The sequence below is a fragment of the Bradyrhizobium algeriense genome (assembly GCF_036924595.1).
GTDB classification, from domain to species: Bacteria; Pseudomonadota; Alphaproteobacteria; order Rhizobiales; family Xanthobacteraceae; genus Bradyrhizobium; species Bradyrhizobium algeriense.
Window position 1 is genome coordinate 2,028,367 of record NZ_JAZHRV010000001.1, and the last position, 25,513, is coordinate 2,053,879.

Here is a 25,513-nt window from a genome sequence, read left to right on the forward strand (position 1 = left end):
CTTACTATGGCCGCGGCATCGACTGATCGCATTGTGACGGAGAAGTCACAACGGGTGCGGAATTTTTGAAAACGCTCTTGCAACTGAAAGATGTTTCGTTTATTGACCCGCTCCTTCGCTTTGGCCATGGGTTCGGGCTCGTTGTGATCCCGACTGGCGCGGGCCGGTTTCCGGTTTCGTGTTCCGCCAGGTGAAGACGCGATAGTAGCTCAGCGGTAGAGCGTCGGGGTGACCCGAAGGTCGCCGGTTCGATTCCGGTCTATGGCACCACAAAGGATAGCTCAGTTGGGTAGAGCAGATGAATCATAATCATCGGGTCGCGGGTTCGAATCCCGCTCCGCTCCGGTTCAGCCTAATACGCTGATTCCCATTGAAGGGGACCGGACGCGCGCTTCAGTCGCAGTCCGGCCGTATTGCCGCAAGGTTTTTCGTCCGAACCTAGACACTGTGAGACCGGCTTTGCGCCGCGGTGGATACCGCTTGCGTTGATGCCGGGTGGCAACGTTTGACCGCTCGACGCACGTCGAGCGATTGAGCGCGTGCGCCCGCTATCTGCGCAAGCTCAAACCCGGCCCGCCGAGCTTTCAGGAAGCGTCGTCCGCGTCCTCACGTCCTTTGCAAAACGAAACCCGCTTTCCGACCCCGCGAGGGCCGGACGGCAAACCATGGAGGCGTGCCATGACCTGGCATTTGCTGATGAAGACGCTGACGGTGAAGGATGGCGAGCGCGCGTTGCTGACGCGTAACGGCAGGCTCGAGGGCGTGCTCGAACCCGGTCGTCACCGGCTGTTCGATCTGCGGCGTCAGTTGACGGCGGAGATCTTCAGCGTCGTTCGCGCGGAATTCCCCGCGGAGCGTTACGCGGTGCTGAAGGCCGCGCGGCCTGATCTGGCCGCCGAGCTGTTCGAGGCTGTCGAGACCAAGGCGAACGAGATCGCCATCGTCAGCCTTGACGGTCGTCCCGTGCACCTGATGACGGCCTGGCAGGCGCGCGTCTACTGGAAGGTCGCAACCTCGGTCGATGTCGAGCGCATCGATGTGGCCAGCGATCCCCGCGTGACCGCGCGTCACCTGGCGATGATCGAGCGCAACCGTCCTACCATCGTGACGGAAGCGGTGGTCGAGAACCACGAGGCCGGTCTGCTCTACGTCGAGGGCCGGCTGGTGGAGCGGCTCGCGCCCGGTCGGCACGCCTTCTGGATCGCCGGCCGCAAGATCGAGGTGAAGCGCCTCGATCTGCGTCCCCAGGCGGTCGAGATCACCGCGCAGGAAATGCTGACCAGGGATCGCATCGCACTGCGGGTGACCCTGACAGCATTCCGCCGGATCGTCGACCCCGAGCGCGTGGTCGCGGCTGTGCCCGACGTGGATGCGTGGCTGTACCGGCTGGTGCAGTTCGCGATCCGTGAGGCGGTTGCCGGCCGCACGCTCGACGAGGTGCTCTCGGCGAAGGCTGCGCTGGATGCGGAGCTGCGCGACTACGTGCGCGAGCGCATCGCCGATAGCGGTGTCGAGGTCTCCGAACTCGGCGTGAAGGACGTGATCCTTCCTGGCGAGATCCGCGAGCTCGTCAACAAGGTGGTGGAGGCGGAGCGGGTCGCAAAGGCGAACCTGATCCGCCGGCAGGAAGAGACCGCGGCGACGCGCTCGCTCCTGAACACCGCCAAGCTGATGGAGGAGAACCCTCTGCTGCTCCGGCTCAAGGAGCTGGAGTCGCTGGAGCGGCTGGTGGAGAAGGTCGGCCGGATCGACCTTCATGCGGGTGACGGGCAGGGCTTCGACGCGCTGCTCACAAAGCTGGTCCGCTTCAAGCCCGCGGAGAATGCGTGACAGGAAGGGTCGCCCACGGGCGGCCCTTCATTTTCATGCCCGCCGATCGGCGGTAGGATACATTCCACTGGAGAATGTCGTCGGTCGCGTGGGCATGATTTTCTTTTCGCTCGATGCCGGCGGCAATGGCACGCCGCCTGCTATTCGTTACGAGCGGATCGAGACGGTAGTGCAATAGCGTGACACTAGTGGCTGTATTACCGCAACGCGCGACGCGGCTCTCGTCGTGGCTACGGCCGCCATTGAGAAGCAAAGGCCGCAAACGCCTGTCGGCATGCCATGCGCCGGAATTGGAACCGCACGGTCCCGTAAGCTTACGGTGTTACCCATGCGTATTTTGCGGTTGCGTTCGTCGGCCCATTTGCATCTAACTTCCTAAGGCCCTGCGAGCAGAAGGTCCGCCTCGCGGCCGAGCGTTTGGAGTTTGTTGTTAGGGTGAGAGCGTGTTTGTGTGAGTACGCTTAGAGAGAGCAAATTTAATCAATGTTGAATCGGCCGTTTCGCGACACTCCCAATGGAGAACGCCGCAGACACGTCACAGCGGGTTCTCCGCAGTGAAGCCTCGCGGCGGAATGGGCAATCGCCTTCTTGCAGCATTGCCTGCACCGGACTTCGATTTGCTGGAACCTGAACTTGAAATGATCGCGCTCGATCAGGACGCGGTCCTTTCGCGGGCGGGTGACGACATCGATTACGTCGTCTTTCCCCACAGCGGCGCGATCACCTTGATGATCGACATGGCGGACGGACACACGGTTGCCACCGCGGCAATCGGGCGTGAGGGAGCCGTCGGCATTCTTTCGGTGCTCGGGCCATCACCTTCGGCCACGACAGCCGTCGTTCGCGCGGCCGGCACCGCGTCTCGAATCCCTGCATCGCGATTCCTTGGCCTCTTTAACCGCAGTCCCGCGATCCGACGCATGGTTCAGAATCACGTCAAGGCGATGTTGATGCAGTTCCAGCTCGGCTTGGCCTGCAACGCGCTGCACCCGGTCGAAGCCCGCATGGCCCGCTGGCTGCTTCAGTTGCGCGACCGCGTCGACCATGATGCGCTCCCGCTCACCCAGCACGCGCTGTCGCAAATGCTCGGTGTGCGACGCACGACGGTGACGCTCCTGATGCGTAATCTGCGCGCGCGCGGAGCGATCAGGTCCGATCGACGAGGTCTGATCGAGATCGACCGGGCGCGGCTCGCGGCGGCCGCGTGCGAATGCCATCGGGTCATGCGCCTCGAAGTTGAGGAGATTCTCTTAGCGAATTCGGACCAATCCCGCGCGAGAGGTCTGCTCGAAGCCGGGCGCACCCCCGAAATCAAATCGGGCGGTGTCAGGTAAGCGCGTTTCGCGCGACCGCTTGAACTTTCCACGTCGCGACGTGCTGCTGCGGCGTTCCGGGAAAAGCCCATCAACGAGCGGATCCTGCGCTCGGTCAGGTTCTCTGCCGCCAATCACGTTCGAGGGCTTGCTCGGACGCCGCCTCGAGTTTCGCAAGCTCGCGCAGTACCTTTGCCGTCTCGCGCAGCTCGTTGCGTTCAGGGCCCGGCTTCCGCCGTCGCGCTTCGTCGAGAAAGGCCTTGGCCTGCAGCAGCCAGGTTGAAGTTTCAGATGAGATTTGCATCCGCGCCATGGTGTCCTCCATCGCGATCGTCGTTCAATCTGTGTCGACGATTAGGCCGGGGAGGCCGCCCTGCGACGCCGCACCCGGATGCTCGGCTCGTCGACCCAGGCTTCGCGTGCAAACCACGCGTGATCGGTGTGGCAGATCACGCAACGCGTGCGCGAGAAAAACACCGCGCTGCGCCCAAAGCTTTCGCGATCAGTCTTGATGCCGGTGGGAATCGCCAGTCCGGTTTGCGGACATTTGACCATGACCATACCCATGTCGCCCTCCCTTGCGATTGGTTTGTGTGTGTATTTCGAAAGAAAGCACCGGCCGGTTGGAATGCGCCTGTTGTCGGTGCGGGTTACTTGGGGGGCATCGCGCACCTTGTTCAGCGCGAGCGTCGGCCAGTGGGGGCTGCATGCTCGCTGCTTGGCTTGTTCCAACCGGCCGGATCCCTCCTCAGAACAAATTCCTAGACGTGAACTGAGCGGGCTTTTTTAGCCTGCTTGGTGGATAACCTTGGTGAAGTGCTTCCTGATCGGCTCACCCGTTTCGGTCGCAAGCTTCTGGGCAAGCGCCCACAATTCCCTGTTCTGGTCGGAAGCGGTGTCGAACGCCTTGCGCGTTTGCGCCGCCGACAAGGTGAAGACCTCGGTCGCTGACTTGCTGCCACAGAGATGGATCAAGAAATCGAGCGCCGAGGCGGCATTGGCGTTTGAGATTTCAAGCACCTTCAGCCCATAGTCGGTCGCGCTTCTGGCGTTGCCCGAATAGGTCTCGCGCAGCGCTTCCGTCATCTCCTCCGACGCGGCCTTGATCTTCTCGAAGCCTTCCCGGGTGCGGGCGAGGGCCTGCTCGTTGCCGCCGATGCCGGGCAAGGCGAATTTCGAGAAGTCCGGTAGCGGCATCCCGAAGACATTGGTTCCGTTGGCTGTTACTTTCATTTCGCTTTCACTCACGCAGCATTACTCCTCTCAAGCGAAAGCATTCTCCGCAACGCTCGCTTGCGTCACGAGAGCTCACGCTCCGTGTTCGATCAGATTTTGGATGAGCTTTGATTTAGCCCCGACCCGATACGACTTTGCGTCAAGAGAAGCGGAGCGTCGGTTCGAATTGCGACTCTCGCAAAAATTTTTTTTGAGATTGTCAACGCATACGATCGTATATCCACGGAGCCCTGTGCATAAGAGGGATATCTCAGGGAGCAGGAAGCTTTTTCTTCAGCGTAGCGTTGCAAGGGGAACGCCGGCGTTCGTCGCGGCGGGCATTTCCGTCGTCCGTCCAAACAAAAACCCCGGCATCGCTGCCGGGGTTTTGCATTTCCTGGGTCGCCTGAGTGGCTGGACTTAGAAGTCCATGCCGCCCATGCCGCCGCCCGGAGGCATGCCGGCGCCGGCGCCCTGGTTCTTCTTCGGCAGTTCGGCGATCATGGCTTCGGTGGTGATCAGGAGAGCCGCGACGGAGGCCGCGTTCTGGATCGCCGCACGAACCACCTTGGTCGGGTCGATGATGCCCTTGGAGACCAGGTTGCCGTACTCGCCGGTCTGCGAGTCGAAGCCGTAATTGTACTGCTCCTTCTCGAGGATCTTGCCGACGATGACGGAACCGTCTTCACCGGCGTTGATCGCGATCTGGCGGGCGGGCGCGGAGAGCGCCTTGCGCACGATCTCGACACCGGTCTTCTGGTCGTCGTTGGCGGTCCTGATGCGCTTGAGCTGCTCGGAGGCGCGGAGCAGGGCGACGCCGCCGCCCGGCACGATGCCTTCTTCAACCGCCGCACGGGTCGCATGCATCGCGTCATCCACGCGATCCTTGCGCTCCTTCACCTCGACTTCGGTCGCGCCGCCGACGCGGATCACCGCGACGCCGCCCGCGAGCTTGGCCAGACGCTCCTGCAGCTTCTCGCGGTCGTAGTCCGAGGTGGTTTCCTCGATCTGCGCCTTGATCTGCTGGACGCGCGCTTCGATGTCGGCCTTCTTGCCGGCACCGTTGACGATGGTGGTGTTTTCCTTGTCGATCATCACCTTCTTGGCGCGGCCGAGCATCTGCAGGGTGACGTTCTCGAGCTTGATGCCGAGATCTTCCGAGATCGCCTGACCACCGGTCAGAACGGCGATGTCCTGCAGCATGGCCTTGCGGCGATCGCCGAAGCCCGGAGCCTTGACGGCCGCGACCTTGAGGCCACCACGCAGACGGTTCACGACAAGCGTGGCCAAGGCCTCGCCTTCGACGTCTTCCGCGACGATGACCAGCGGCTTGCCGGTCTGCACCACGGCTTCGAGCAGCGGCAGCAGCTCGTTCAGCGAGGAGAGCTTCTTCTCGTTGATCAGGATGTAGGCATCGTCCATTTCAACGCGCATCTTGTCGGCGTTGGTGACGAAGTAGGGCGAGATGTAGCCGCGGTCGAACTGCATGCCCTCGACGACGTCGAGTTCGGTCTCGAGCGACTTGGCTTCCTCAACCGTGATGACGCCTTCGTTGCCGACCTTCTTCATGGCGTCGGCAAGGAACTTGCCGATTTCGGCGTCGCCGTTGGCGGAGATGGTGCCGACCTGGGCGATTTCCTCGTTCGAGGTGACCTTCTTGGAGTTCTTGACGAGGTCGGCGACCACGGCTTCCACCGCGAGATCGATACCGCGCTTCAGGTCCATCGGGTTCATGCCGGCGGCAACCGACTTGGCGCCTTCACGGACGATCGCAGCCGCCAGAACGGTCGCGGTGGTGGTGCCGTCGCCGGCCGCGTCGGCCGACTTGGAGGCGACTTCGCGCACCATCTGCGCGCCCATGTTCTCGAACTTGTCGTCGAGCTCGATCTCCTTGGCGACGGTGACGCCGTCCTTGGTGATGCGGGGAGCGCCGAACGACTTGTCGAGCACGACGTTGCGGCCCTTGGGGCCGAGCGTCACCTTGACGGCGTTGGCGAGAATGTCCACGCCGCGCAGCATGCGGTCGCGGGCATCGACGCCGAATTTGACTTCTTTAGCTGACATATTTGGTTTCCCTGAGTTGATCTTTGTTTCTCACCCTGTCGGGGAGGCGCCTTGCGGGCGCTCCTCAGGGTGAGCGTTGCAGGCGAAGCGCTTAGGCAGCCTTCTTCTTGGTGGCGGGGACGTCGAGCACGCCCATGACGTCGGACTCCTTCATGATCAGGAGATCTTCACCGTCGATCTTGACCTCGGTGCCCGACCATTTGCCGAACAACACGCGGTCGCCGACCTTGAGGTCGATCGGGATCAGCTTGCCGGCTTCGTCGCGGCCACCCGGGCCCACGGCGACGATTTCGCCCTGCGAGGGCTTTTCCTTGGCACTGTCCGGAATGATAATGCCGCCAGCGGTCTTCTCTTCGGCGTCGATGCGCTTGACCACGACGCGGTCGTGAAGCGGACGGAATTTCATGCAGTCCTCCTAAGTTTCTGAAGATGTTATCAGATTCTGGAATTTTGGCAGTCCGAGCCAGCGAGTGCCAACTCGGCTGCGGCTGATTTAGGCCAGACTTGTTCGGGGGACAAGGGCTTCTAGCAGAAAAATTGGCACTCAAATATGACACCTGCCAATTTCATTAATCATGATTAACCGGGTCGGCCGGACCCGGGACCCTGTATTAGCATGTGCGGTAAGCTGCTGCTAACGCGTGAATTTTCAACAATTCATTAAACATTTAGGCTTGTGATGGGAGGGTCGCGTGCGTCACATTTCTCTCATGTGAGCGCATCTCCGCCGGGGTGGCTCGGTGTGTGGCCACCACGTGAAATGCGCTTCCAGCAATGGAGGTTTGGCATGGTCTCGCGGGTTGGAGTTGCTTCCGACGATTTTCGGAAGCAGGTGCTGGGTTACGGGCTGACGACGGCGCAAATCCTGTATCGGATGCCGGATCATCCCGCATTGCTGCAGACCTATGTCTGGCAGAATTACGATCTGTTTCCGAAATTCCCAGCGCTGAAGGATTTCCTCGCCTTCTGGCAGGAAAAGCTTGATGGCCCGCTGTTTTCGGTGACGGTCGCGCATTCCAGGCTGATCAAGCCGGCCGAGCTGCGCGCGGTCGACGGCGTGTTCAGGCTGCATTGATGAGATGCCGTAGGGTGGGCAAAGGCGCTTGCGCCGTGCCCACCATCTAACACTCCGCTCGCGATGGTGGGCACGCTTGCGCTTTGCCCATCCTACAAAAAAATTTTGTGTTAGCCTCCCGCCACAAACAAAAAGGGAGGCACCCATGGCCAAGAAGAAAGTCGCGTCGCGCGCCGCGGCCCAGCCCGCCGTAAAGAAGAAATGGTCGGGTCACAAGACGGCAGCCAAATCCTCAGCCCGCAAGACCATCAAGAAGGCGAGGGGCGTGTCCGCCGCGAAGCCCAAAGCGGTCAAGTCCAAGGCGCGGCCGAAGCAGCGCATCGCCATTAGCCATCACCGCGAGGAGGATTTCAAGGCCGACGGCCTGCGCGCTTACGCGCATTACCGCGACCTCGGCATTGCCGACGCGACCCATGGCCTGGCGCAGGCGCATGTGATCCGGCTGATCGGTCCGTGCAATCCGGCGGAAGTTTCAAAGCTGCACTACCACGACGTCGAATTCCAGATGGTCTACGTGCTCAAGGGCTGGGTGAAGACCTACATGGAAGGCCAGGGCGAGACGCTGATGAAGGAAGGCAGCGCCTGGACCCAGCCGCCGCGCATCAAGCATCTGATCATGGATTATTCCGACGACGTTGAACTGCTGGAAGTGATTTTGCCGGCGGAGTTCAAGACGGTGGAATTGGCGTCGTAATTCTTGCCGTCATTCCGGGCGCGAAGCGAACTATGGTGCGCAATTGCGCACCTGAGAATCTCGAGGTTCTCCGATGTGCAATTGCACATCGGAGTTCGACGCTGACGCGTCGCCCCGGAACGACGGAGAGAGCGTTACGTCATCACCCCCACCACCGCCCCCATCAAACACGTCGTCAGCGTGCCTGACACAATCGACTTCAATCCCAGCGCATTGATCTCCTCGCGCCGTTCAGGCGCCATGGTGCCGAGGCCGCCGATCATGATGCCGAGGCTGGCGAAGTTAGCAAAACCGCACATCGCATAGAGCATGATCAGGCGCGAGCGCGGATCGAGCGCATCCGTGCCGAGTTTTGACAGGTCGACATAGGCGATCAATTCGTTGAGCACGGTCTTGGTGCCCATCAGGCTGCCGGCCGTGATCGCCTGCGGCCAGGGCAGGCCCATCAGCCAGCACACCGGCGCCATCAGGTAGCCGAGCAGGCGCTGCAGCGAAATTTTGGCGCTGCCGATCTCGGGCAACAGCCCGAGGATCGCGTTGACGAGATAGACCAGCGCAACCAGCACCAAGAGCATCGCGATGATGTTGAGCAGCAATTCGAGCCCGGCCGCGGTACCCTTGGCGATGGCGTCCATGGTCGAGGACGCGTGCATATCGGGATCTTCCAAAGATCCGCCGGTGCGCTTGTCCGAAGTCTCCGGCACCATGATCAGGCTGACCAGGATCGCCGCTGGCGCGCCCAATACGGAGGCAATGACAAAATGCGCCGCCGCATCCGGGATCAGTGGTGCGAGGAAGGTGGCGTAGAGCACCAGCACGGTGCCGGCGATGCCGGCCATGCCGCCGGTCATGACCAGGAACAATTCGCTGCGCGTGAGCTGCGCCAGATAGGGGCGGATGAACAGCGGCGCCTCAACCATGCCGAGGAAGATATTGGCTGCGGCCGACAGTCCCACCGCGCCGCCGACGCCGAGCGTGCGCTCCAGGAGCCACGCCATGCCGCGCACGATCGGCGGCAGGATGCGCCAGTAGAACAAGAGTGTCGTCAGAACGCTCATGACCAGCACAATCGGCAGCGCCTGAAATGCCAAAATGAAATCCGCGCCCGGCGCCTTGAGCTCGAACGGAAGTGCGCCGCCACCGAGATAGCCGAACACGAAGGACGTGCCGGCGCGCGTCGCCGCCGCGATTGTGTTGACGGCGTCGTTGATGGCGCCGAACGCCTTTGCCACCGGCGGCAGCTTGAGCAGCACCAGCGCCGTGACGATGGTGACGGCAAGGCCAACCACGATTTGCCGTAACGAAACCGCGCGGCGGTTCTCGCCAAGCGCCCATGCGATCGCCAGCAACGCCAGCACGCCAAACGCCGATTGCAGTTGCAGCATGAATCCCCCGCCAACCCCGGGCAACGATTATGCCAGCGCTGCGCGGCCGCGCAATGCCGTGTTGCGGGCCCGCCCGTTGACATCGGCACCGCGCTCGGCCACCGCTCTTGCCCATGTCCTCGACGATGCCGGTAGGCGCCCGCGATCTGCTCAGGCACGCCCCGTTCCTGTTCTTCCTGCTGTCGCGCAGCCTGTCGCGCTTTTCCAGCCAGATCGCGGCGGTCGCGATCGGCTGGCAGATCTACGACATCACCGGCAGCGCCTTCGATCTCGGCATGGTCGGGCTGGTGCAATTCCTGCCCACGGCGCTGCTGGTGTTCGTGGCCGGCCACGCCGCCGACCGGTTTGAGCGCAAGCGCGTGGTGCAGCTTTGCCAGCTCGCGGAAGCGGCGACGGCGCTGTTTCTGGCCGTCAGCACCTTTGCCGGCTGGCTCACCGTGACGCAGATATTCATCGCCACCTTCGTGATCGGCATCGCCGGCGCCTTCGAAAGCCCCGCCACGGCCGCGCTGCTACCGCTGATAACGCCAAAGGGCTCGCTGCAGCGCGCGACCGCGATCTCCTCCGGCGCCGCCCAGGTCGCGACCATCACGGGACCTGCGCTCGGCGGTTTGGCCTATGTGTTCGCGCCGAGCCTGCCGTATTTCGTCATTGTCGTATTCTGGCTGGTGGGCGCGGTCCTGACCGGCTTCATCCACATCGCGAAGCAGGAGCCTTCGAAAGCGGAGGATGCGGTTGCGGGTGACATCTTTGCCGGCGTCCGCTTCATCCGCAACAACCCGGCCATTCTCGGCACCATCTCGCTCGACCTGTTCGCCGTGCTGCTCGGCGGCGTCACGGCGCTGCTGCCGATCTATGCGCGTGACATCCTGCAGGCCGGCCCGCTCGGGCTGGGCATCCTGCGCGCCGCGCCCGCGGTCGGGGCGCTGCTGATGACGATCGTGCTGGCGCGCTACGTTATCAACCGACATATCGGATTGCGGATGTTTCAGGCCGTGATCGTGTTTGGCGCGGCGACGGTGATATTCGCCCTCTCGCAGTGGATGTGGCTGTCGGTGCTGGCGCTGGCGATGCTGGGCGCGGCCGATACGATCAGCGTGGTGATACGTTTTTCGCTGGTGCAGCTTTCGACGCCCGACGAGATGCGCGGCCGGGTCGGCGCGGTCAATTTCCTGTTCATCAATGCCTCCAACCAGCTCGGCCAGTTCGAGAGCGGCGTCACGGCGGCGTTGTTCGGCACGGTGCCGGCCGCCGTACTCGGCGGCGTCGGCACGATCGCGATCGCGCTGCTGTGGATGAAGCTGTTCCCCTCACTGCGGAAGGTGGAGCGGCTGGAGTAGGGGGCCGGCATTGCGAGCGAAGCAAGCCGGCGTAGCCAGGATGGAGCGAAGCGCAATCCGGGGAGGTGTCGGCAAGGAAATCGGCCATCCCGGATTGCTTCGCTCCATCCGGACTACGTGAGGCGCTAACTACCCCCGTCCGACGAACGGCATCTTGGTCGCCATCACCGTCATGAACAGCACGTTGGCGTCGAGCGGGAGGCCGGCCATGTAGGCGACCGCATCGCCGACGGCCTTCGCGTCCATGCGCGGCTCGTGTTTCATCGTGCCATCGGGCTGCATCACGCCGGGGCCGGCGACCATGCGATCCGTCATCGGCGTCGCCGCGTTGCCGATGTCGACCTGGCCGACCGCGATATCGTACATGCGGCCGTCGAGATTGGAAGCCTTGGTCAGGCCGGTAATCGCGTGCTTGGTTGAGGTATAGGCGGCAGAGAACGGCCGCGGCGCGTGCGCCGAGATCGAGCCGTTGTTGATGATGCGACCACCGCGCGGGTTCTGGTCCTTCATGATCCGGAAGGCGTGCTGCGTGCACAGAAACGGCCCGGTGAGGTTGGTGTTCACCACGGCCTGCCACTGTTCGAGCGTGAGGTCTTCGAAGTTCACGGGCGGCGCGCCCATGCCGGCATTGTTGAAGAGAACGTCGAGCCGGCCATAGGTGTCCATCACCTTGGCGAACAGCGCTGCGATCGAGCCGGGGTTGGTCATGTCGGCCGACACGCACAGGCTCTTGCCGACATTGTCGCCGAGCTTTTTGGTTTCTTCCAGCATCTCCATGCGGCGTCCGGCGAGCACCACGGTGAAGCCGGCATTCATCAGCGCCAGCGATGCGGCGCGCCCGACGCCAGTGCCGGCACCGGTGACGATTGCGATCTTGTTTGTTGCGTCGGCCATTGTTTCCTCGCCTTCAGTTTTTTTCTGTTTCGGATTTGTAGGGTGGTCTCGGAATATTCTGGTGCGCCGCGCGCAGGGCCGCCGACCAGCGCGAGCGCAGATCGTGGAAATAGGGCTCGCCCGCCTCGATGCGGTGGTTGAGATCGGCCACGCAGGCATCCGTGCGCACCACCAGCACGTCGATCGGCAGGCCGACGCCGAGATTGGACCGCATGGTCGAATCCATCGAGATCAGGCCGGTCTTCAGCGCCTCATACAGTTCGACGTCATAGTGCATCGCGCGGTCCAGCACCGGCTTGCCGTATTTGTGCTCGCCGATCTGCAAATAGGGCGTATCGGTGGTGCATTCGATGAAATTGCCGGCGGTGTAGACCATGAACAGCCGCATCCGCGAGCCCTTGATCTGTCCGCCGAACAGGAAGGAGACGTCGAAGCTGACGTCTTCGGATCGCAGCGCCGGGCCTTCGGTGGCATGGACCAGGCGGATCGCCCGCCCGATGCGCTGCGCCGCCTGGAACATGGTCGGCGCGTTCATCAGCGTCTCGACCTCACCGGTGTCGGGGTCCTCGATGCCCTCGGTCAATGTCGACAGCACCGACTGGCTGATCGCCAGATTGCCGGCGCTGGCGATCGCCATGATGCGCTCGCCGGGTTTGGAGAAAATATGCAGTTTGCGAAAGGTCGAGACGTTGTCGAGGCCGGCATTGGTGCGGGTATCCGCGATCATCACGAGACCGTCCCGCACCAGAATTCCGCAACAATAGGTCATTCCAAGTCCTCGAACGCGACTGATTTTTCGGCCCAAACCATAGCGTTTTCGAGCGAAGTGGGCACCGGTTCGCATGAAGAAAACGCGTCAAACAAGACACTAGAGCCCGGTTCTGATGCAATCAGAACCGACGAGGCTCTAGTAGCCAATTTCGATGGGGCATCCAACCCCAATTCCCGTGGCGCGGCATGCGCCGGGCGGGTAAAACCGCAGTTAGGGTGGGGGAAGGGCATGCAGAAGTCCGCTCTGATCGGCACGATCGTGGCCGCGTTGTTCCTGGGCAGCGCCACTGCGGTGGCAGGCCCCTGGGAAGACGGCATGGTGGCCTATAACCGCGGCGACTATGTGCCGGCGATCCGCCTGTTCCGTCCGCTGGCGGAAGCGGGCAATCCGAAGGCGCAAACCCAAATTGGAACGATGTACCGCAGGGGCGAGGGCGTGACGTCCAGCTCGACCCGCGCCTTCATGTGGTTCAGTGTCGCCGCCAAGCGCGGAGATGCCAAGGCGAAGGCTGGTCTCCGTGACGTCTCCAGGAAAATGACGCCCGCCGAAATGTCGCAGGCCCGGCAGATGGCGCTGGCCTGCGAGGCTTCGAACTACCGATACTGCGAGTATTGATTAAGCTGGCGGCCTCCGGCAGTCTGGCTGCTCGACAAGAACAAAAAGATTGGGAGGCCACCATGCGCGCCATGCGGTCGTCATTCAAACCAGCCGCGTCCATCGCGCTCCTTTGCGTTGCAATGGTCGCCACGTTCCCCGCTGCCGCGCAGAAAAAAGGCGGCACGCTCCGCCTCTATCACAACGACAATCCGCCTTCGACGTCGCTGCACGAGGAAGCGACGATTGCCTCGGTGACGCCGTTTGCCGCGATCTTCAACAATCTCGTCGTGTTCGATCCCGCAAAAGTCCACGAAAGCATCGATACCGTCATTCCCGATCTCGCCGAAAGCTGGTCGTGGGATTCCACCAATACAAAGTTGACCTTCAAGCTTCGGCAGGGGGTGAAATGGCACGACGGCCAGCCGCTCACGGCCAAGGACGTGCAGTGCACCTGGCGGATGCTGATCGGCAAGACCGAGACCCAGGACTTCAAGCGCAATCCGCGAAAAGTCTGGTACACGAAGCTGCAGGACGTCAGCGTCAACGGCGATTACGAGGCGACCTTTGAACTGAGCGAGCCGCAGCCGAGCCTGCCGGTGTTGCTCGCGAGCGCGTTTTCGCCGGTCTATCCCTGCCATGTGCCGCAGCAGGTGATGCGCACCAAGCCTGTCGGCACGGGGCCGTTCAAATTCGTCGAATTCAAGCGCGGCGAGTCGGTTCGCCTAGTGCGCAATCCCGATTACTGGAAGAAGGATCGTCCGTATCTTGACGAGATCACGTTCCGGATGATCGACAGCCGCGCCACGCGCATGCTGGCGTTCGCTACCGGCGAATACGACATCACCTTTCCCTCCGACGTCAGCGTTCCCCTGATGACGGACATGAAGGCGCGCGCTCCGCATGCGATCTGTGAGATGACGGCGACGGGAGTGCAGATCAATCTGATGGTCAATCGCGTCAACCCGCCGTTCGACAATCCGGATATAAGGAAAGCGATGTCGCTGGCGCTGGACCGCAAGCCCTTCAACACCATCCTGATGGAGGGGTTGGCCCGGATGGGCGGGGCGATGCTGGCGAAGCCCGAAGGCGAGTGGGGCATGCCGCCGGAAATGGTTTCATCGCTGACGGGGTATGGCCCGGAGACCGAGAAGAACATCGCCGAGGCGCAGGCGATCATGCGGAAGCTCGGCTACAGCGATGCGAAACCGCTGCAGATCAAGATCCAGACCCGGAACCTGCCGACCTATCGCGATCCCGCCGTGATCCTGACCGACCAGCTCAAGAAGATCTACATCACGAGCGAACTCGACATTCTCGATACGCCGCGGTGGTACGCGCGGCTGGCGAAGAAGGATTACACGATCGGATTGAACTTGACCGGCGTCAGCGTCGACGATCCCGACGGCAACATCGTCGAAAACTATTCCTGCAAGTCGGAGCGCAACTACACCCAGTATTGCAATGCCGAGGTCGACCGGCTGCTGGCTGCGCAATCGAGCGAGCTCGACCGCGAAAAGCGCAGAAAGATGGTCTGGGATGTCGAGCGGCTGCTGGTCGAGGACGCCGCGCGGCCGATCATCCTGCACAGTTCGGCCGGCAATTGCTGGCAGCCTTACGTGAAGAATTTCCGGCCGCACGACAACAGCCAGTACAATAATCTGCGGTTCGAGGAGGTGTGGCTGGATAAGTAGTTGTGGCAAACAGCTAAGCGTCGGAAGGAAAGTGTACCTATCAAATCTACTTCAGGTAAGCCGCAACAAACTGAAATTGGGGAGCGAGGCGTGTCGATGCGGGCCTTTATCCATTGTCAATTGTTCGCAAGAGCGAACCCATGTCGAACTCATTTAGGAGATTCCTTGTTTTATCTTCCCATTCCGTGGGAACGGAAACGGACGAGACAAGTTCTCTTACCGGTCGGCCTTCAACAGTTCTAATAATCGTACAGGCGTCGATCCTCTGGAGTTGTCTATGGCGCAACGTAATGTTCTTACCAAAGAAATCAGGATTGCTATCAAGGACCATCTTTCTTTCATCGGATGTGAGGGGCCCATCAATTCTGTCGCCGTCAACCGTAAGGCCTGAGAGTAGACGCCATTCGCGCTGAAAATAGTAATACAGCGGATCTTCTGTCAAATCCACGGAGTGACGGAACGCGTCTGTGGGGTAAAATAGCGACGAAAGTGCCGTTAGAACCCCGACGAATTCTCTTAGGTCATTTTGTCCAATAATGATCTTGAGTAATGCTTGAAGTTGCCTGTTGTTGATTCTCAATGATTGCCCGCTCTCGGCCTCTTTGAAAGTTATCAGATCGGAGCCTGCATGTTGTGTGATGGACTGCTGCAGGCCGAAAACGCGTTCACAAAGTTGTTGAAGCTCGGCGATTCGGTACACAAAGAAGTATCCCACCTTATCAAGTGTCGCCTGCGACTGGTCTGAGGCGGCTTGCGGCAGATATATTAGAGGCACTGCGCCGAGTTTTCGTGCTGACAGCGCCGAGAATTCGAGAGAAACGGGGCCGAAATGGCTTGAGTGATTTGCCAGTTGATGCGTTGGCAGCATCGTCAAGCTCAGCCTTCGCTGTACATTTACGAGTTTGTCGCGATCGTCGTCTTCCTCACGCAACTCAGCTGGATATGCTACAATTTCAGGGACCAGCAGGAGCCCGCATTGGAGCGACGATCGCAGGATCTTGAGGCAAGTGTCTTGGCTTCTAAGGACTCTCGATCGCGGAAAAGAGTGGAAAAAGCTTTCGCCTGACATTTAATCGGGAATCCAAGCGCGCGGAGTTTCCATCGTCGGCTCGGGAGTTTTTCCGGAAACCTCCTTCACAAGAGCTTTCCATCCTTCTGCATTGCTTGCCCTCACACTTCGCAGGAAAGCTGTGATCCGAAATGTGCTTCGGTTCAACGCATATATCTTTGGGTTCAAGTCTTGAAATACCGGGTCGTTTCGAAAAGTGTTTGTAAGTTCTGCGTTTACTTTGCTCGTCTCCTTCAGCTCGTCAGCTTGGACGAATGCATAGTAAGGCTCCCCACTTATCTCCAGTTTCTTATCGCGTATGCCAAAAGTGAATCGTACATCCACATCGGTAAATATATATGAATTCCATCCTCCATTCTGAAGTGCTAGTTGCAAGCGTCTCGCGGCCGCGGCGCTCCTCGCCTCCTCGAAGGGAGCCAGGTCGGAGTATCCGCTTATTGGTTCCGAAAAACGCTCGGTAACCGCTCTCAGCTGGTTTGGATTGCTGCCCACTAACATCGCGTCAGTAAATACGAAATTGTTTCCAAGTACCGTGTCGCGGAAAGCGGGATGGATTTCAACGAACATTGAATCGTTTACCTCGCGCTTTTCTGCTTCGTTCTTGGGCTCTCCTAACAAAGAAACGGCAGCAGTCTGCTTGGAGTCGACGAATTTGATGAGTGGAATTATCTGCCAGTCGGGCGCTCGAATGTCGCCCGTCTCGGTGCCGAGTATGACTTTGAACCTCTGTCCATCGCCGGCCGCACGATCGTATGAAACGGCCAATTTGGCGACCGCAGTCTCCGGCTCAGCAATCCCTTGCAGAATGACGCCTCCAACATGGGATACTATAGCGTAACTGAAGACTCGCTGCGCGCCGCTTGCCGCATAAAGGAGCGGCTGTTGCTTTGCGTAGCCGTGTTGCCCAGCGTAGACAAAGCCAAGATCTTCGTCGCCCTTTATGGATACTCTTGGTCCCGCGGCTGCAACGCTAATCGCCGCGAACAGAAGCAATAGATTCAGTCGAACTATCCTGAGTAAGACGCTCAAATCAAACATCGCGGACCTCCAATACTGGCTTGTACATCAAATCTGCTGAAAGAATATTTGGTGCTCGGACGACGAGCAGGATTCCAATTCCAAGCTCTACCCCGTGCCGCGTACCCTGCGCGAATTTAAAATCGATGACATTTAGACAAACTTCAATACTATAGCTTCAATTGCTGGTTGAAAAGATAAAAATGGCGTTGAGCTTCTTCAGCACATGATCGAGCGGCTGTCCGTCTACGCTTGCCTCCCGTGAAAGGTCGGATAGGCTGTCGTTTTCTCCGGGTTTGGATCTGGCCTTGGCGGCTGGCAGGTCCTGCGTTTCCGATCATCGAACTTATGCGAGGCGCGGATGTCTTTCGGTCTTGCGATAGTGCTCCTCGTGGGCTTGGTAGTTTTGATAAGCATCTTGCTTGGGCCGCTCTGGTTGAATCGAAATGATCTTCCGCCGGGAGAAAATCAGAACAAGTGCATAAAACACATTACCGATCCAAAAAATGATCCGCGGAACAAGCCTCGGCCGGACGATGCCATCAAGATCATTCGGCTTACGAATTCGGGAGAGTTCGTCGATCGGTGCGAACTCACCGATGTTCTTTATGAACTCAATTGGGATAGAGAGCGGCCAAGTGAGGCGTTCGGTGTTGCGGTTAAGCCCAGCGCACGGAAGCTGCCGAGAATCACCATTTTGTATGTTCATGGATGGAAGCACGATGCTGATCCGAAGGACACTGATCTCCAGAATTTCACGCGTTTGATCAATGATCTACGAAAGCGGCACGAGAACCAGAAATACGTTGTTGGCGTTTATGTCGGATGGAACGCTACGGCTAGATTGCCGGGTTTTCTTGAGAATATCTCATTCTGGGTGAAGAAGAACAATGCCGACCGTATCGCGCAGAGTTCGATCGTGACCAAGATCGTCGGTGCTATCGGGGCCGTGACGAAGGGCGAACCAAATCGGCTCGACCAGTTTATCGCCATCGGTCATAGCTTTGGATCGCGTGTTCTATTCTCGGCGACAGCTCAATCACTGGTTTATGAGTGCGAGCGTGCGCATCCGGGCTTTCCCACCGGCGAATATAGGATTGTGGAAGGATCAGCAGACGCAGTCATACTTCTTAACCCCGCATTCGAAGCATCCAGGTATACCGCAATTGATGACATCACGCGCTACGACGAGCATTTTAAGAGAACGCAACCCCCGTTGTTAATTACGGTATCGACTGACAATGATTGGGCAACCAAAATGGCATTTCCGATTGGTCAATGGCTCGGACTTTCTAGGTCGGAGCGCGAGCTAACAACTCTCGGGAATTACCAGCCGTTTTTTACCCACGATTTGTCTCCGACAAAGAAAGGAAACGTGTCAACCAACAATCTGGCGATGACGGAGGAGTTTTGTGCCGCCGGTCTACGTCTGACGCGGCTCGCGAATGGCAGCGTTCGGCGAGTTGTGCAGGCGCAAAATCCATTCGTGGTGGCCCGGACGACGAAGGCGGTCATCGATGGTCACAATGGAATCTGGGCGGCCGATTTCAGGGCTTGGCTTGTTGAGTTGATCGGCGCGCTCGAAACTAAAAACGAGCAGGCAGCAGCTGAAAAGGTCGCCGCCGCCGAATCTGCATAACGAGCTGCAGTTACGACTGGCTCTGCCACTGGCCCGGCCGCCCGGCCTGTTCGACCTTGACCGCCACCGTCAGCGTCTCCGCGCCGCCGCCATAGCGGGTGCCGCGCACCGGTGCGGCGCCGAGGTAGTCCAGCCCGATGGCGACACGGGCATGGGCGTCGGTGGTGCAGAGGCCGTTGGCGGCATCGAAGCCGACCCAGCCGAGGTCAGGCACGTAGGCTTCCGCCCAGGCGTGGCCGGCCTGCTGGTGCACCGTGCCGTCGGAGCGCAGGAAGTGACCGGAGACGAAGCGCGCCGGAACGCCGCCGGAGCGCGCGCAGGCGATAAAGATGTGGGCGTAGTCCTGGCAGACGCCGCGCTTGAGCGCGAAAGCTTCCGCCGCCGAGGTGCCTGAATTGGTGGGGTCCTCGTCGAACGTCATGTGCTCGTTGATCTGCACCATCAGCGCATGCAGGAAGCCGAGCACGTCGCCGTCGGACTCCGAGCGCATCTCGCGGGCGAAAGTCGCCATCGCCGGATTGACTTCGGTGAGCGCGGTCTGGCGCAGGAACAGGCCAGGAGGAAAGCGCTCATCGGTGCCGCGCAGCACGCCGCCGGTGTCGTGGGTTTCGATCAGGCCTTCGACGCGGATGGTGAGGTCGGCGATCGGCCCGTGCGTCAAGACATGCGTGACGTTGCCGAACGCGTCCTGATGCATGTCGAGCCGGGAATCGGTGGAAACGTCGATCTGCCACTCGGCGACATACTGTCCGTCATGGCTGCCGGGCGTCATGCGCAAGATCTGGATCACGCCCGAAGCGGGTGGCTCGTAGCGATAGCTGGTGGAATGGGCAATTCGCAGGCGCATGGCGGAACCAGGTTCGGATCGTCATGCCCGGCCTTGCGCCGGGCATCCACGTCCTTCAGTTGGCATAGCAAGACGTGGATGGCCGGGACAAGCCCGGCCATGACGGTGTTTTGCTGCGCGCATCCAAAATCTCTAAATCAAATACTGCCTGGTGATGATTTCACCGAGCCGCGCATTATCCGAAATGAATTCCTGGATGAACTCATGGACGCCGTGCTGGAAGATATCGTCCATATGGCTATGTTCAAGTCGGTTGCGGACGCCGCGGGCGTGGCGCTGGGAGGCGCCCTGGCGGCCATAGGCGACGCCGATCTGGTCGAGGTTGCGCACCAGATTGCTGTAGCAGCTTGCCAGCGAGCGCGGCAGCGTGTCGTTGAGGATCAGGAGGTCGGCGATCAGCCAGGGTTTCAGCGTCTCGCGGTAGACCCAGTGATAGGCGGTGAGCGCCGACACCGAGCGCAGGATCGAGGTCCACTGGTAGTAATCCAGAGGACCGCCGACATGTTCCTCCTCCGGCAGCAGCACGTGATATTTCACATCGAGAATGCGCGCGGTGTTGTCGGCGCGCTCCAGATGCAGGCCGAGGCGCGAGAACCAGTAGGCGTCGTTGCGCAGCATGGTCCGGTAGGCCGAACCATCGAACCGCAATGAAGTCTCTTGCACGAAACGGAGGAACCGTGCCAGCTCCTCACGGCTCGACGTGCCCTTGCCCCAGACCTCCTGCAATTCGATCCAGGCCGAGTTGATGGTGTCCCACATCTCCGATGTCAGCGCGGTTCGCACCGAGCGCGAATTTAGCCGCGCCGCCTCGATGCAGTTCTTGATCGAGGAGGGATTGGCCGGCGAGAACGCCAGATATTCGACGACGTTCTGCTCGGTGGCTTCCTGATAGGTCTCGTAGAAACTCGCGCTGACGCCGGCGGTCAGGAGCGCCGATTCCCACTCATTGGTTTTGCCGATATAGGCGGCGGGCAGGGCTGTGACGCGCAAGGTCGCATCGATGGTGCGCGCGATATATTCGGCCCGCTCGACGTAGCGGGCCAGCCAGTACAGGTTTTCGGCAGTGCGCGACAGCATACGAAAATTTCGCTCTCTATTCGTCCAGTATCCAGGTGTCCTTGGTGCCGCCGCCCTGGCTCGAATTGACCACCAGCGAGCCCTCCTTCAGCGCCACCCGCGTCAGGCCGCCCGGCACGATGGTGACGTGCTGGCTCCCCGTCAGCACGAACGGCCTGAGATCGACATGGCGCGGCGCGAGGCCCGACGCCGTGCAGGTTGGGCAGGTCGACAGCGCCAGCGTCGGCTGGGCGATAAAGCCTTCGGGCTCGCGCTTGAGCTTGTCACGGAACGCCTCGATCGTCGCCTTTGTCGCGGCGGGGCCGATCAGCATGCCGTAGCCGCCGGAGCCGTGGACTTCCTTCACTACGAGGTCACCGAGATTGTCGAGCACGTACGCCAGATCCTTCGGCTCGCGGCAGCGCCAGGTCTGCACATTCTTCAGGATCGGCTCTTCGCCGAGATAGAATTTTACGACCTCGGGCATGTAGGAATAGATCGCCTTGTCGTCGGCGATGCCGGTGCCGACCGCGTTGGCCAGCGTGATGTTGCCGGCCGCATAGGCCGACATCAAGCCGGGTACGCCGAGCGCCGAATCCGGGCGGAAGGTGAGGGGGTCGAGGAAATCGTCATCGACGCGGCGGTAGATTACGTCGACGCGTTTGAGCCCCTCGGTGGTGCGCATGAACACCTCGTCGTTCTTGACGACGAGGTCGCGGCCCTCGACCAGCTCGATCCCCAATTTGTCTGCGAGGAAGGAGTGTTCGTAATAGGCGGAATTGTAGACGCCGGGCGTCATCAGCGCGACCGTCGGCTCCGCCGAGGCCGAGAGCGGCGCCACCGAGCGCAGCGCCGACAGCAGTTCGTCGGGATATCGTTCCACCGGTGCGACGCGATGGCGGGCGAACAGGTCCGGAAACAGCCGCATCATAATTTCGCGGTTTTCCAGCATGTAGGACACGCCCGAGGGCGTCCGCGCGTTGTCTTCCAGCACGATGAAATTGTCGGCGTCGACCCGGACGATGTCGATTCCGGCGATGTGCACGTAGACGTCGTGCGGCACGCTCTGGCCGTTCATCTCGGGTCGGAACACCGGGTTCTGGAAGATCAGGTCATCGGGAATGATGTTGGCGCGCAGGATGTCGCGGCCATGATAGATGTCGCGCAGGAACATGTTGAGCGCGCGGACCCGCTGCTTCAGGCCCTTTTCCAGCAGCGTCCATTCCTTGGACGATATGATCCGCGGGATCACGTCGAAGGGGATCAGCCGCTCCTGGGCTTCGGCGTCGCCATAGACGGCGAAGGTGATGCCGATCCGGCGGAACAGCAGTTCCGCCTCCTGGCGGCGATATTCGAGGGCGTCGGGAGGCGTCTCCTTCAGCCAGCGGGAGAGCTCCCGATAGGCCGGGCGGAGGTCGCCGCCGGGGCCATTCATTTCATCGAACGCTACTGCCATAAATCCTGACTATCCCCCAAGTCATTCGACACAGTGCATGACCTGAAGGGATGGTAGCAAGGCTCGGGCCAGCGCGATATGCATTGGCTTGCGGCATTTGGTATGGGTGGCCCAGCCGCGCTGCCCTAAAAAAAGGCTGCCGGGTGCTTATTTCGGCAGCAAACCCCAGTGACTTCAAGGCGTTGCTTGCGCAAAAGTACGGGGACAGGTGGGGAGAGGTCATGAGCGAGATCGTCACGGCGGGTATTCTGGTCATTGGCGACGAGATCCTGTCCGGCCGGACCAAGGACAAGAACATCGGCTTCATCGCCGAATACCTGACCAATATCGGGATCGACCTCAAGGAGGTCCGCGTCGTCGCCGACGAGGAGGCGGACATCGTCGATGCCCTTAATGCACTGCGGAATCGATATACCTACGTCTTTACCACCGGCGGCATCGGGCCGACCCATGACGACATTACCGCCGACAGCGTCGCCAAGGCATTTGGTGTCGGCATCGACCATCACCCGGAGGTGGTGGCGCGGTTCCGCGAGCGCTGGAGCGAGCAGGATTTGAACGAGGCGCGGCTGCGCATGGCGCGCGTTCCCGACGGCGCCGAACTGATCCAGAGCGCGACCATCCTGGCGCCCGGCTTCAAGCTCGGCAATGTCATCGTGATGGCCGGCATCCCCTCGATCATGCAGGCGATGATGGACATCGTCGCGCCCAAGCTGAAATCGGGCGTGCGGATGCTCTCGGACTCGGTCCGCGCCAATGCCCGGGAAGGCGACATCGGCGGGCCGCTGCGCGAGATCGCCAACGCCCATCCCGACACCATCATCGGCAGCTATCCGTTCCAGGATGAGGACAAGAAGCCGAACACCAACCTCGTCGTCCGCTCCCGCGATCCCGAAAAGCTCAGCGCCGCGATGGCCGCGGTGAAGGAGATGCTGGCGAACCTGAACATCGCCGCCCGGTAGCGGCGGCGGGTGCTCCAATTTTGAAGTTTCGCAATACGGAGAACAAAGTGACAGATCGTTCTGGAGCGGGCTCATGACAGCGCCGCCGGAGAAAGCCTTTCCGGTCTCTTGGGACCAGTTTCACCGGGATTGCCGGGCGTTGACCTGGCGGCTCAACGAGGTCGGGCCGTTTCATGCCATCATCGCGATTACCCGCGGTGGGCTGGTGCCGGCGGCCATCGTGGCGCGCGAACTCGGCATTCGCATCATCGATACCGTCTGCATTGCTAGCTACGACCACACCCGGCAGGGTGACCTGAACGTGCTCAAGGGCGTTTCGACTGAGGTGGCAAAACTCGGTGGCGGCAGCGGCAAGGGGCTGTTGATCGTCGACGACCTCGTCGACACCGGCAAGACCGGGCGGCTGGTGCGTTCGATGATGCCGGACGCGCATTTCGCGGCCGTCTATGCCAAGCCGCAGGGCAAGCCGCTGGTCGATACGTTCATTACCGAAGTGTCGCAGGACACCTGGATCCACTTTCCCTGGGATACTGCGCTGTCGTTCCAGCCGCCGATCCGTCCGTGACGGCGGGGTGATCTTTCTTGCCTCGCCCCGCTTGCGGGGAGAGGTCGGATTGCGAAGCAATCTGGGTGAGGGGGACTCTCCGCGCGGTCGGTGTTCGTGGCGGCAGCCCCTCACCCCGACCCTCTCCCCGCAAGAGCGGGGCGAGGGAGCAGGTTAAGCGTATGCCCCTCCAAAACCGCGTCACACCCACGGGCGACATCATCGCCACCCCGCATCGCGGGATGTTCACCGGCAATCGCGGCATCATCCACGATCCCGCGACAAAAACCTTGCTGAAAAAGCGCTGGTCGAGCCCGACGTGGATCACCTGCGTCTGTGAATTCCGGGGCTGGCGGCGCAAGGTGATGGGCGGGCGGAGCTGGACCGAGCTGTTCTTCCTCGATGAGGCGACCGCGTTCGCGGCCGGCCATCGTCCCTGTTTCTTCTGTCGCCGCGACGACGCCAACCGGTTTCGGGCGGCGTGGGAAGCGGGCAATGGCGTTGCGGACATTCGCGCGCGGGAGATGGATAGCGTGTTGCATCGCGAACGGCTGGAGCGCGGGAAGAAGCGGCTGCATCCGTTGCCGATGCCGGTGGCGCAGTTGCCTGATGGCGCGATGGTGCAGGCGGGGGCGGAGAGTTTTCTGATACTGCAGGGCAAGACGCTGCAGTGGTCGATGGGTGGTTATCGCAAGGCTGATGGCAGGATCGATGACGCGATGCTGCTGACGCCGCCTCCAACGCTGCGCGCGCTGAGGGCGGGATATCGCCCGGTGCTGCATCCGAGCGCTACGGAGTAGACTCTCACGCCGTCATTGCCTGCGACAAACGCGAAGCGTTTGCGCAAGGGAGCGAAGCGACGAAGCAATCCATACTTTCTTCCTGGCGAGATGGATTGCTTCGCGGAGCCTGTCATCGGGCGCGCATTCGCGCGACCCGTTGGCATGACGGAGCTATCCCAATCGCTCCCGCGCCAGCTTCGCGCCAGCACCCAGCGCCGCCAGCTTTGCTTCCGCGATATCCCGGCGCATCGGCGCCATGCCGCAATTCGTTGTCGCGACGATGTTGCTGAGCGGCACGAATTTCGCGACCTGCTCGATCACCTTCACGACATCCTCGGCGGTCTCCACCGTGTCGCTGGCGACGTCGATCACGCCGGCCTGGACCACCTTGCCGGGGAGCAGCGCCAGCAAATCCAGCGGCACCTTCGAATTGCGACACTCGATCGCGACCTGCTGGATCGGGCTTTTTTCGATCGCCGGGAAAATATCCTCGTACTGGCGCCACTCGCTGCCCAGCGTTTCCTTCCAGTCGGTATTGGCCTTGATGCCGTAGCCGTAGCAGATGTGGACGGCGGTGGTGCAGGTCAGGCCTTCGGCGGCGCGCTCGAGCGCCTTGATGCCCCAGTCGGAGACCTCATCCATGAACACGTTGAAGGCGGGCTCGTCGAACTGGATCACGTCGACCCCATCGGCCTGCAACGCCTTGGCCTCGTTGTTGAGCAGTTCGGCGAAGGCGAACGCCATCTTGACCTTGTCGCCGTAATATTTGTCAGCGACAGTGTCGGCTATGGTCATCGGGCCGGGCAGGGTGAATTTCAGTTTGCGGGTGGTGTGGGTGCGGGCGACGCGGGCTTCGTCGGCATGGACGCGCCCCCTCAGCGTCAGCGGCGCGACCACCTGCGGCACCATCGCCTTGTAGCGGTCTTTGCGGATGCCCATTTCGACCTTGTGAGCGAAATCGATGCCCTCGACCTTCTCCAGGAAGCCGTGGACGAAATGCTGGCGCGCCTGCTCGCCCTCGGTGACGATATCGACGCCGGCATCCTCCTGCAGCTTCACCGCCAGCATGGTGGCGTCGCGCTTGGCGCGGGCGAGCTCGTCGCCTTTCGAGCGCCAGGGGGCCCATAGTGTATTGGGCTCGGCCAGCCATTCCGGCTTCGGCAAAGAGCCTGCGATTGTGGTTGGAAACAGCATGGGGGCCTCCCGTCAGTTCTGATTGAGCGCCTGTCTGCCATGTCTTAAGATCGAGGTACAGAACAACAAAAGTCGCC

The 25,513-nt window shown here is 61.0% G+C and carries 25 protein-coding genes and 1 tRNA gene; 12 read left to right on the forward strand and 14 right to left on the reverse strand.

Annotated features, from left to right (window positions below; all coding sequences use genetic code 11):
- Nucleotides 1-198 precede the first annotated feature (198 nt).
- The 3 genes from V1286_RS09775 (at nt 199) to V1286_RS09785 (ending at nt 3,164) form a co-directional block, all read left to right on the forward strand.
- Nucleotides 199-270 (forward strand) — tRNA-OTHER (locus V1286_RS09775).
- A gap of 408 nt (nt 271-678) precedes the next feature.
- Nucleotides 679-1,830, forward strand: coding sequence for a slipin family protein (locus tag V1286_RS09780; protein WP_334479227.1), 1,152 nt, complete (start codon nt 679-681; stop codon nt 1,828-1,830).
- 572 nt (nt 1,831-2,402) lie between these two features.
- Entirely contained in the window at nt 2,403-3,164 is a 762-nt protein-coding gene (locus V1286_RS09785; RefSeq protein WP_334479228.1) for a Crp/Fnr family transcriptional regulator, read from the forward strand.
- 94 nt (nt 3,165-3,258) lie between these two features.
- On the opposite strand, the gene V1286_RS09790 is transcribed toward V1286_RS09785, so the two are convergent.
- The 5 genes from V1286_RS09790 to V1286_RS09810 all read right to left on the reverse strand — a co-directional run bounded on the left by V1286_RS09790 (nt 3,259) and on the right by V1286_RS09810 (nt 6,828).
- Nucleotides 3,259-3,456 carry a hypothetical protein gene (locus V1286_RS09790; protein ID WP_334479229.1) on the reverse strand — a complete coding sequence of 66 codons (198 nt, stop codon included), beginning with the start codon at nt 3,454-3,456 and terminating at the stop codon, nt 3,259-3,261.
- Nucleotides 3,457-3,497: 41 nt separating this feature from the next.
- A complete protein-coding gene (locus V1286_RS09795) occupies nt 3,498-3,710 on the reverse strand; it encodes a hypothetical protein (protein WP_108516927.1) in 213 nt (70 codons plus the stop codon).
- A 219-nt stretch (nt 3,711-3,929) separates the two neighbouring features.
- Nucleotides 3,930-4,391 (reverse strand): phasin family protein, encoded by a 462-nt coding sequence (locus V1286_RS09800; RefSeq protein WP_334479231.1) that lies wholly within the window; start codon nt 4,389-4,391, stop codon nt 3,930-3,932.
- A 387-nt stretch (nt 4,392-4,778) separates the two neighbouring features.
- Nucleotides 4,779-6,422, reverse strand: coding sequence for a chaperonin GroEL (gene groL / locus V1286_RS09805; protein ID WP_334479232.1), 1,644 nt, complete (start codon nt 6,420-6,422; stop codon nt 4,779-4,781).
- Between the two features lie 91 nt (nt 6,423-6,513).
- Nucleotides 6,514-6,828 (reverse strand): co-chaperone GroES, encoded by a 315-nt coding sequence (locus tag V1286_RS09810; protein WP_108516645.1) that lies wholly within the window; start codon nt 6,826-6,828, stop codon nt 6,514-6,516.
- A gap of 381 nt (nt 6,829-7,209) precedes the next feature.
- Between V1286_RS09810 and V1286_RS09815 the strand changes: the two genes are divergently transcribed.
- Nucleotides 7,210-7,497 (forward strand): usg protein, encoded by a 288-nt coding sequence (locus V1286_RS09815; RefSeq protein ID WP_334479234.1) that lies wholly within the window; start codon nt 7,210-7,212, stop codon nt 7,495-7,497.
- 145 nt (nt 7,498-7,642) lie between these two features.
- The gene (locus tag V1286_RS09820; protein WP_108516650.1) at nt 7,643-8,191 is read left to right on the forward strand and encodes a cupin domain-containing protein; all 549 of its coding nucleotides are present in this window, start codon (nt 7,643-7,645) and stop codon (nt 8,189-8,191) included.
- A 134-nt stretch (nt 8,192-8,325) separates the two neighbouring features.
- Here V1286_RS09820 and V1286_RS09825 read toward each other — a convergent pair whose 3' ends face one another.
- Nucleotides 8,326-9,576 (reverse strand): NupC/NupG family nucleoside CNT transporter, encoded by a 1,251-nt coding sequence (locus V1286_RS09825; RefSeq protein WP_334479236.1) that lies wholly within the window; start codon nt 9,574-9,576, stop codon nt 8,326-8,328.
- Nucleotides 9,577-9,689: 113 nt separating this feature from the next.
- Between V1286_RS09825 and V1286_RS09830 the strand changes: the two genes are divergently transcribed.
- Nucleotides 9,690-10,916 carry an MFS transporter gene (locus V1286_RS09830; protein WP_334479237.1) on the forward strand — a complete coding sequence of 409 codons (1,227 nt, stop codon included), beginning with the start codon at nt 9,690-9,692 and terminating at the stop codon, nt 10,914-10,916.
- Nucleotides 10,917-11,045: 129 nt separating this feature from the next.
- On the opposite strand, the gene V1286_RS09835 is transcribed toward V1286_RS09830, so the two are convergent.
- Nucleotides 11,046-11,810 carry an SDR family oxidoreductase gene (locus tag V1286_RS09835; protein ID WP_334479238.1) on the reverse strand — a complete coding sequence of 255 codons (765 nt, stop codon included), beginning with the start codon at nt 11,808-11,810 and terminating at the stop codon, nt 11,046-11,048.
- A gap of 13 nt (nt 11,811-11,823) precedes the next feature.
- Complete coding sequence (locus tag V1286_RS09840) at nt 11,824-12,579, reverse strand: proteasome-type protease (protein ID WP_334479240.1); 756 nt, start codon at nt 12,577-12,579, stop codon at nt 11,824-11,826.
- Nucleotides 12,580-12,810: 231 nt separating this feature from the next.
- Here V1286_RS09840 and V1286_RS09845 point away from each other — a divergent pair, with 231 nt between their 5' ends.
- A complete protein-coding gene (locus V1286_RS09845) occupies nt 12,811-13,197 on the forward strand; it encodes a tetratricopeptide repeat protein (protein WP_334479242.1) in 387 nt (128 codons plus the stop codon).
- Between the two features lie 62 nt (nt 13,198-13,259).
- Nucleotides 13,260-14,870, forward strand: coding sequence for an ABC transporter substrate-binding protein (locus tag V1286_RS09850; RefSeq protein ID WP_334479244.1), 1,611 nt, complete (start codon nt 13,260-13,262; stop codon nt 14,868-14,870).
- Nucleotides 14,871-14,976: 106 nt separating this feature from the next.
- Here V1286_RS09850 and V1286_RS09855 read toward each other — a convergent pair whose 3' ends face one another.
- Nucleotides 14,977-15,744, reverse strand: coding sequence for a hypothetical protein (locus tag V1286_RS09855; RefSeq protein ID WP_334479246.1), 768 nt, complete (start codon nt 15,742-15,744; stop codon nt 14,977-14,979).
- Between the two features lie 195 nt (nt 15,745-15,939).
- On the reverse strand, nt 15,940-16,977 hold the full coding sequence (locus tag V1286_RS09860; RefSeq protein ID WP_334479247.1) for a hypothetical protein: 1,038 nt from the start codon (nt 16,975-16,977) through the stop codon (nt 15,940-15,942).
- Between the two features lie 340 nt (nt 16,978-17,317).
- Here V1286_RS09860 and V1286_RS09865 point away from each other — a divergent pair, with 340 nt between their 5' ends.
- Nucleotides 17,318-18,595: a hypothetical protein gene (locus V1286_RS09865; protein WP_334479248.1), complete on the forward strand. Its 1,278-nt coding sequence runs from the start codon at nt 17,318-17,320 to the stop codon at nt 18,593-18,595.
- A gap of 10 nt (nt 18,596-18,605) precedes the next feature.
- Here V1286_RS09865 and V1286_RS09870 read toward each other — a convergent pair whose 3' ends face one another.
- The 3 genes from V1286_RS09870 to V1286_RS09880 form a co-directional block, all read right to left on the reverse strand.
- Nucleotides 18,606-19,442: a transglutaminase family protein gene (locus tag V1286_RS09870; RefSeq protein WP_334479250.1), complete on the reverse strand. Its 837-nt coding sequence runs from the start codon at nt 19,440-19,442 to the stop codon at nt 18,606-18,608.
- 132 nt (nt 19,443-19,574) lie between these two features.
- Nucleotides 19,575-20,519: an alpha-E domain-containing protein gene (locus tag V1286_RS09875; protein ID WP_108516664.1), complete on the reverse strand. Its 945-nt coding sequence runs from the start codon at nt 20,517-20,519 to the stop codon at nt 19,575-19,577.
- Between the two features lie 16 nt (nt 20,520-20,535).
- Nucleotides 20,536-21,954 (reverse strand): circularly permuted type 2 ATP-grasp protein, encoded by a 1,419-nt coding sequence (locus tag V1286_RS09880; RefSeq protein ID WP_108516666.1) that lies wholly within the window; start codon nt 21,952-21,954, stop codon nt 20,536-20,538.
- A gap of 221 nt (nt 21,955-22,175) precedes the next feature.
- Between V1286_RS09880 and V1286_RS09885 the strand changes: the two genes are divergently transcribed.
- The 3 genes from V1286_RS09885 to V1286_RS09895 all read left to right on the forward strand — a co-directional run bounded on the left by V1286_RS09885 (nt 22,176) and on the right by V1286_RS09895 (nt 24,260).
- Nucleotides 22,176-22,916 carry a competence/damage-inducible protein A gene (locus tag V1286_RS09885; protein WP_334479253.1) on the forward strand — a complete coding sequence of 247 codons (741 nt, stop codon included), beginning with the start codon at nt 22,176-22,178 and terminating at the stop codon, nt 22,914-22,916.
- A 73-nt stretch (nt 22,917-22,989) separates the two neighbouring features.
- A complete protein-coding gene (gpt, locus tag V1286_RS09890) occupies nt 22,990-23,481 on the forward strand; it encodes a xanthine phosphoribosyltransferase (RefSeq protein ID WP_334479254.1) in 492 nt (163 codons plus the stop codon).
- A 161-nt stretch (nt 23,482-23,642) separates the two neighbouring features.
- Entirely contained in the window at nt 23,643-24,260 is a 618-nt protein-coding gene (locus V1286_RS09895; RefSeq protein WP_334479255.1) for a hypothetical protein, read from the forward strand.
- Between the two features lie 153 nt (nt 24,261-24,413).
- Here V1286_RS09895 and V1286_RS09900 read toward each other — a convergent pair whose 3' ends face one another.
- Nucleotides 24,414-25,436 carry a methionine synthase gene (locus V1286_RS09900; protein ID WP_334479256.1) on the reverse strand — a complete coding sequence of 341 codons (1,023 nt, stop codon included), beginning with the start codon at nt 25,434-25,436 and terminating at the stop codon, nt 24,414-24,416.
- Nucleotides 25,437-25,513 lie beyond the last annotated feature (77 nt).

Bases quoted from the DNA above. Each gene is read 5' to 3' on its own strand.
- V1286_RS09780 (WP_334479227.1), top strand. From the start codon at position 679: ATGACCTGGCATTTGCTGATGAAGACGCTGACGGTGAAGGATGGCGAG.
- V1286_RS09785 (WP_334479228.1), top strand. From the start codon at position 2,403: ATGGGCAATCGCCTTCTTGCAGCATTGCCTGCACCGGACTTCGATTTG.
- V1286_RS09790 (WP_334479229.1), bottom strand. From the start codon at position 3,456: ATGGCGCGGATGCAAATCTCATCTGAAACTTCAACCTGGCTGCTGCAG.
- V1286_RS09795 (WP_108516927.1), bottom strand. From the start codon at position 3,710: ATGGGTATGGTCATGGTCAAATGTCCGCAAACCGGACTGGCGATTCCC.
- groL (WP_334479232.1), bottom strand. From the start codon at position 6,422: ATGTCAGCTAAAGAAGTCAAATTCGGCGTCGATGCCCGCGACCGCATG.
- V1286_RS09810 (WP_108516645.1), bottom strand. From the start codon at position 6,828: ATGAAATTCCGTCCGCTTCACGACCGCGTCGTGGTCAAGCGCATCGAC.
- V1286_RS09815 (WP_334479234.1), top strand. From the start codon at position 7,210: ATGGTCTCGCGGGTTGGAGTTGCTTCCGACGATTTTCGGAAGCAGGTG.
- V1286_RS09820 (WP_108516650.1), top strand. From the start codon at position 7,643: ATGGCCAAGAAGAAAGTCGCGTCGCGCGCCGCGGCCCAGCCCGCCGTA.
- V1286_RS09825 (WP_334479236.1), bottom strand. From the start codon at position 9,576: ATGCTGCAACTGCAATCGGCGTTTGGCGTGCTGGCGTTGCTGGCGATC.
- V1286_RS09830 (WP_334479237.1), top strand. From the start codon at position 9,690: ATGTCCTCGACGATGCCGGTAGGCGCCCGCGATCTGCTCAGGCACGCC.
- V1286_RS09835 (WP_334479238.1), bottom strand. From the start codon at position 11,810: ATGGCCGACGCAACAAACAAGATCGCAATCGTCACCGGTGCCGGCACT.
- V1286_RS09840 (WP_334479240.1), bottom strand. From the start codon at position 12,579: ATGACCTATTGTTGCGGAATTCTGGTGCGGGACGGTCTCGTGATGATC.
- V1286_RS09845 (WP_334479242.1), top strand. From the start codon at position 12,811: ATGCAGAAGTCCGCTCTGATCGGCACGATCGTGGCCGCGTTGTTCCTG.
- V1286_RS09850 (WP_334479244.1), top strand. From the start codon at position 13,260: ATGCGCGCCATGCGGTCGTCATTCAAACCAGCCGCGTCCATCGCGCTC.
- V1286_RS09860 (WP_334479247.1), bottom strand. From the start codon at position 16,977: ATGTTTGATTTGAGCGTCTTACTCAGGATAGTTCGACTGAATCTATTG.
- V1286_RS09865 (WP_334479248.1), top strand. From the start codon at position 17,318: ATGTCTTTCGGTCTTGCGATAGTGCTCCTCGTGGGCTTGGTAGTTTTG.
- V1286_RS09870 (WP_334479250.1), bottom strand. From the start codon at position 19,442: ATGCGCCTGCGAATTGCCCATTCCACCAGCTATCGCTACGAGCCACCC.
- V1286_RS09875 (WP_108516664.1), bottom strand. From the start codon at position 20,519: ATGCTGTCGCGCACTGCCGAAAACCTGTACTGGCTGGCCCGCTACGTC.
- V1286_RS09880 (WP_108516666.1), bottom strand. From the start codon at position 21,954: ATGGCAGTAGCGTTCGATGAAATGAATGGCCCCGGCGGCGACCTCCGC.
- V1286_RS09885 (WP_334479253.1), top strand. From the start codon at position 22,176: ATGAGCGAGATCGTCACGGCGGGTATTCTGGTCATTGGCGACGAGATC.
- gpt (WP_334479254.1), top strand. From the start codon at position 22,990: ATGACAGCGCCGCCGGAGAAAGCCTTTCCGGTCTCTTGGGACCAGTTT.
- V1286_RS09895 (WP_334479255.1), top strand. From the start codon at position 23,643: ATGCCCCTCCAAAACCGCGTCACACCCACGGGCGACATCATCGCCACC.
- V1286_RS09900 (WP_334479256.1), bottom strand. From the start codon at position 25,436: ATGCTGTTTCCAACCACAATCGCAGGCTCTTTGCCGAAGCCGGAATGG.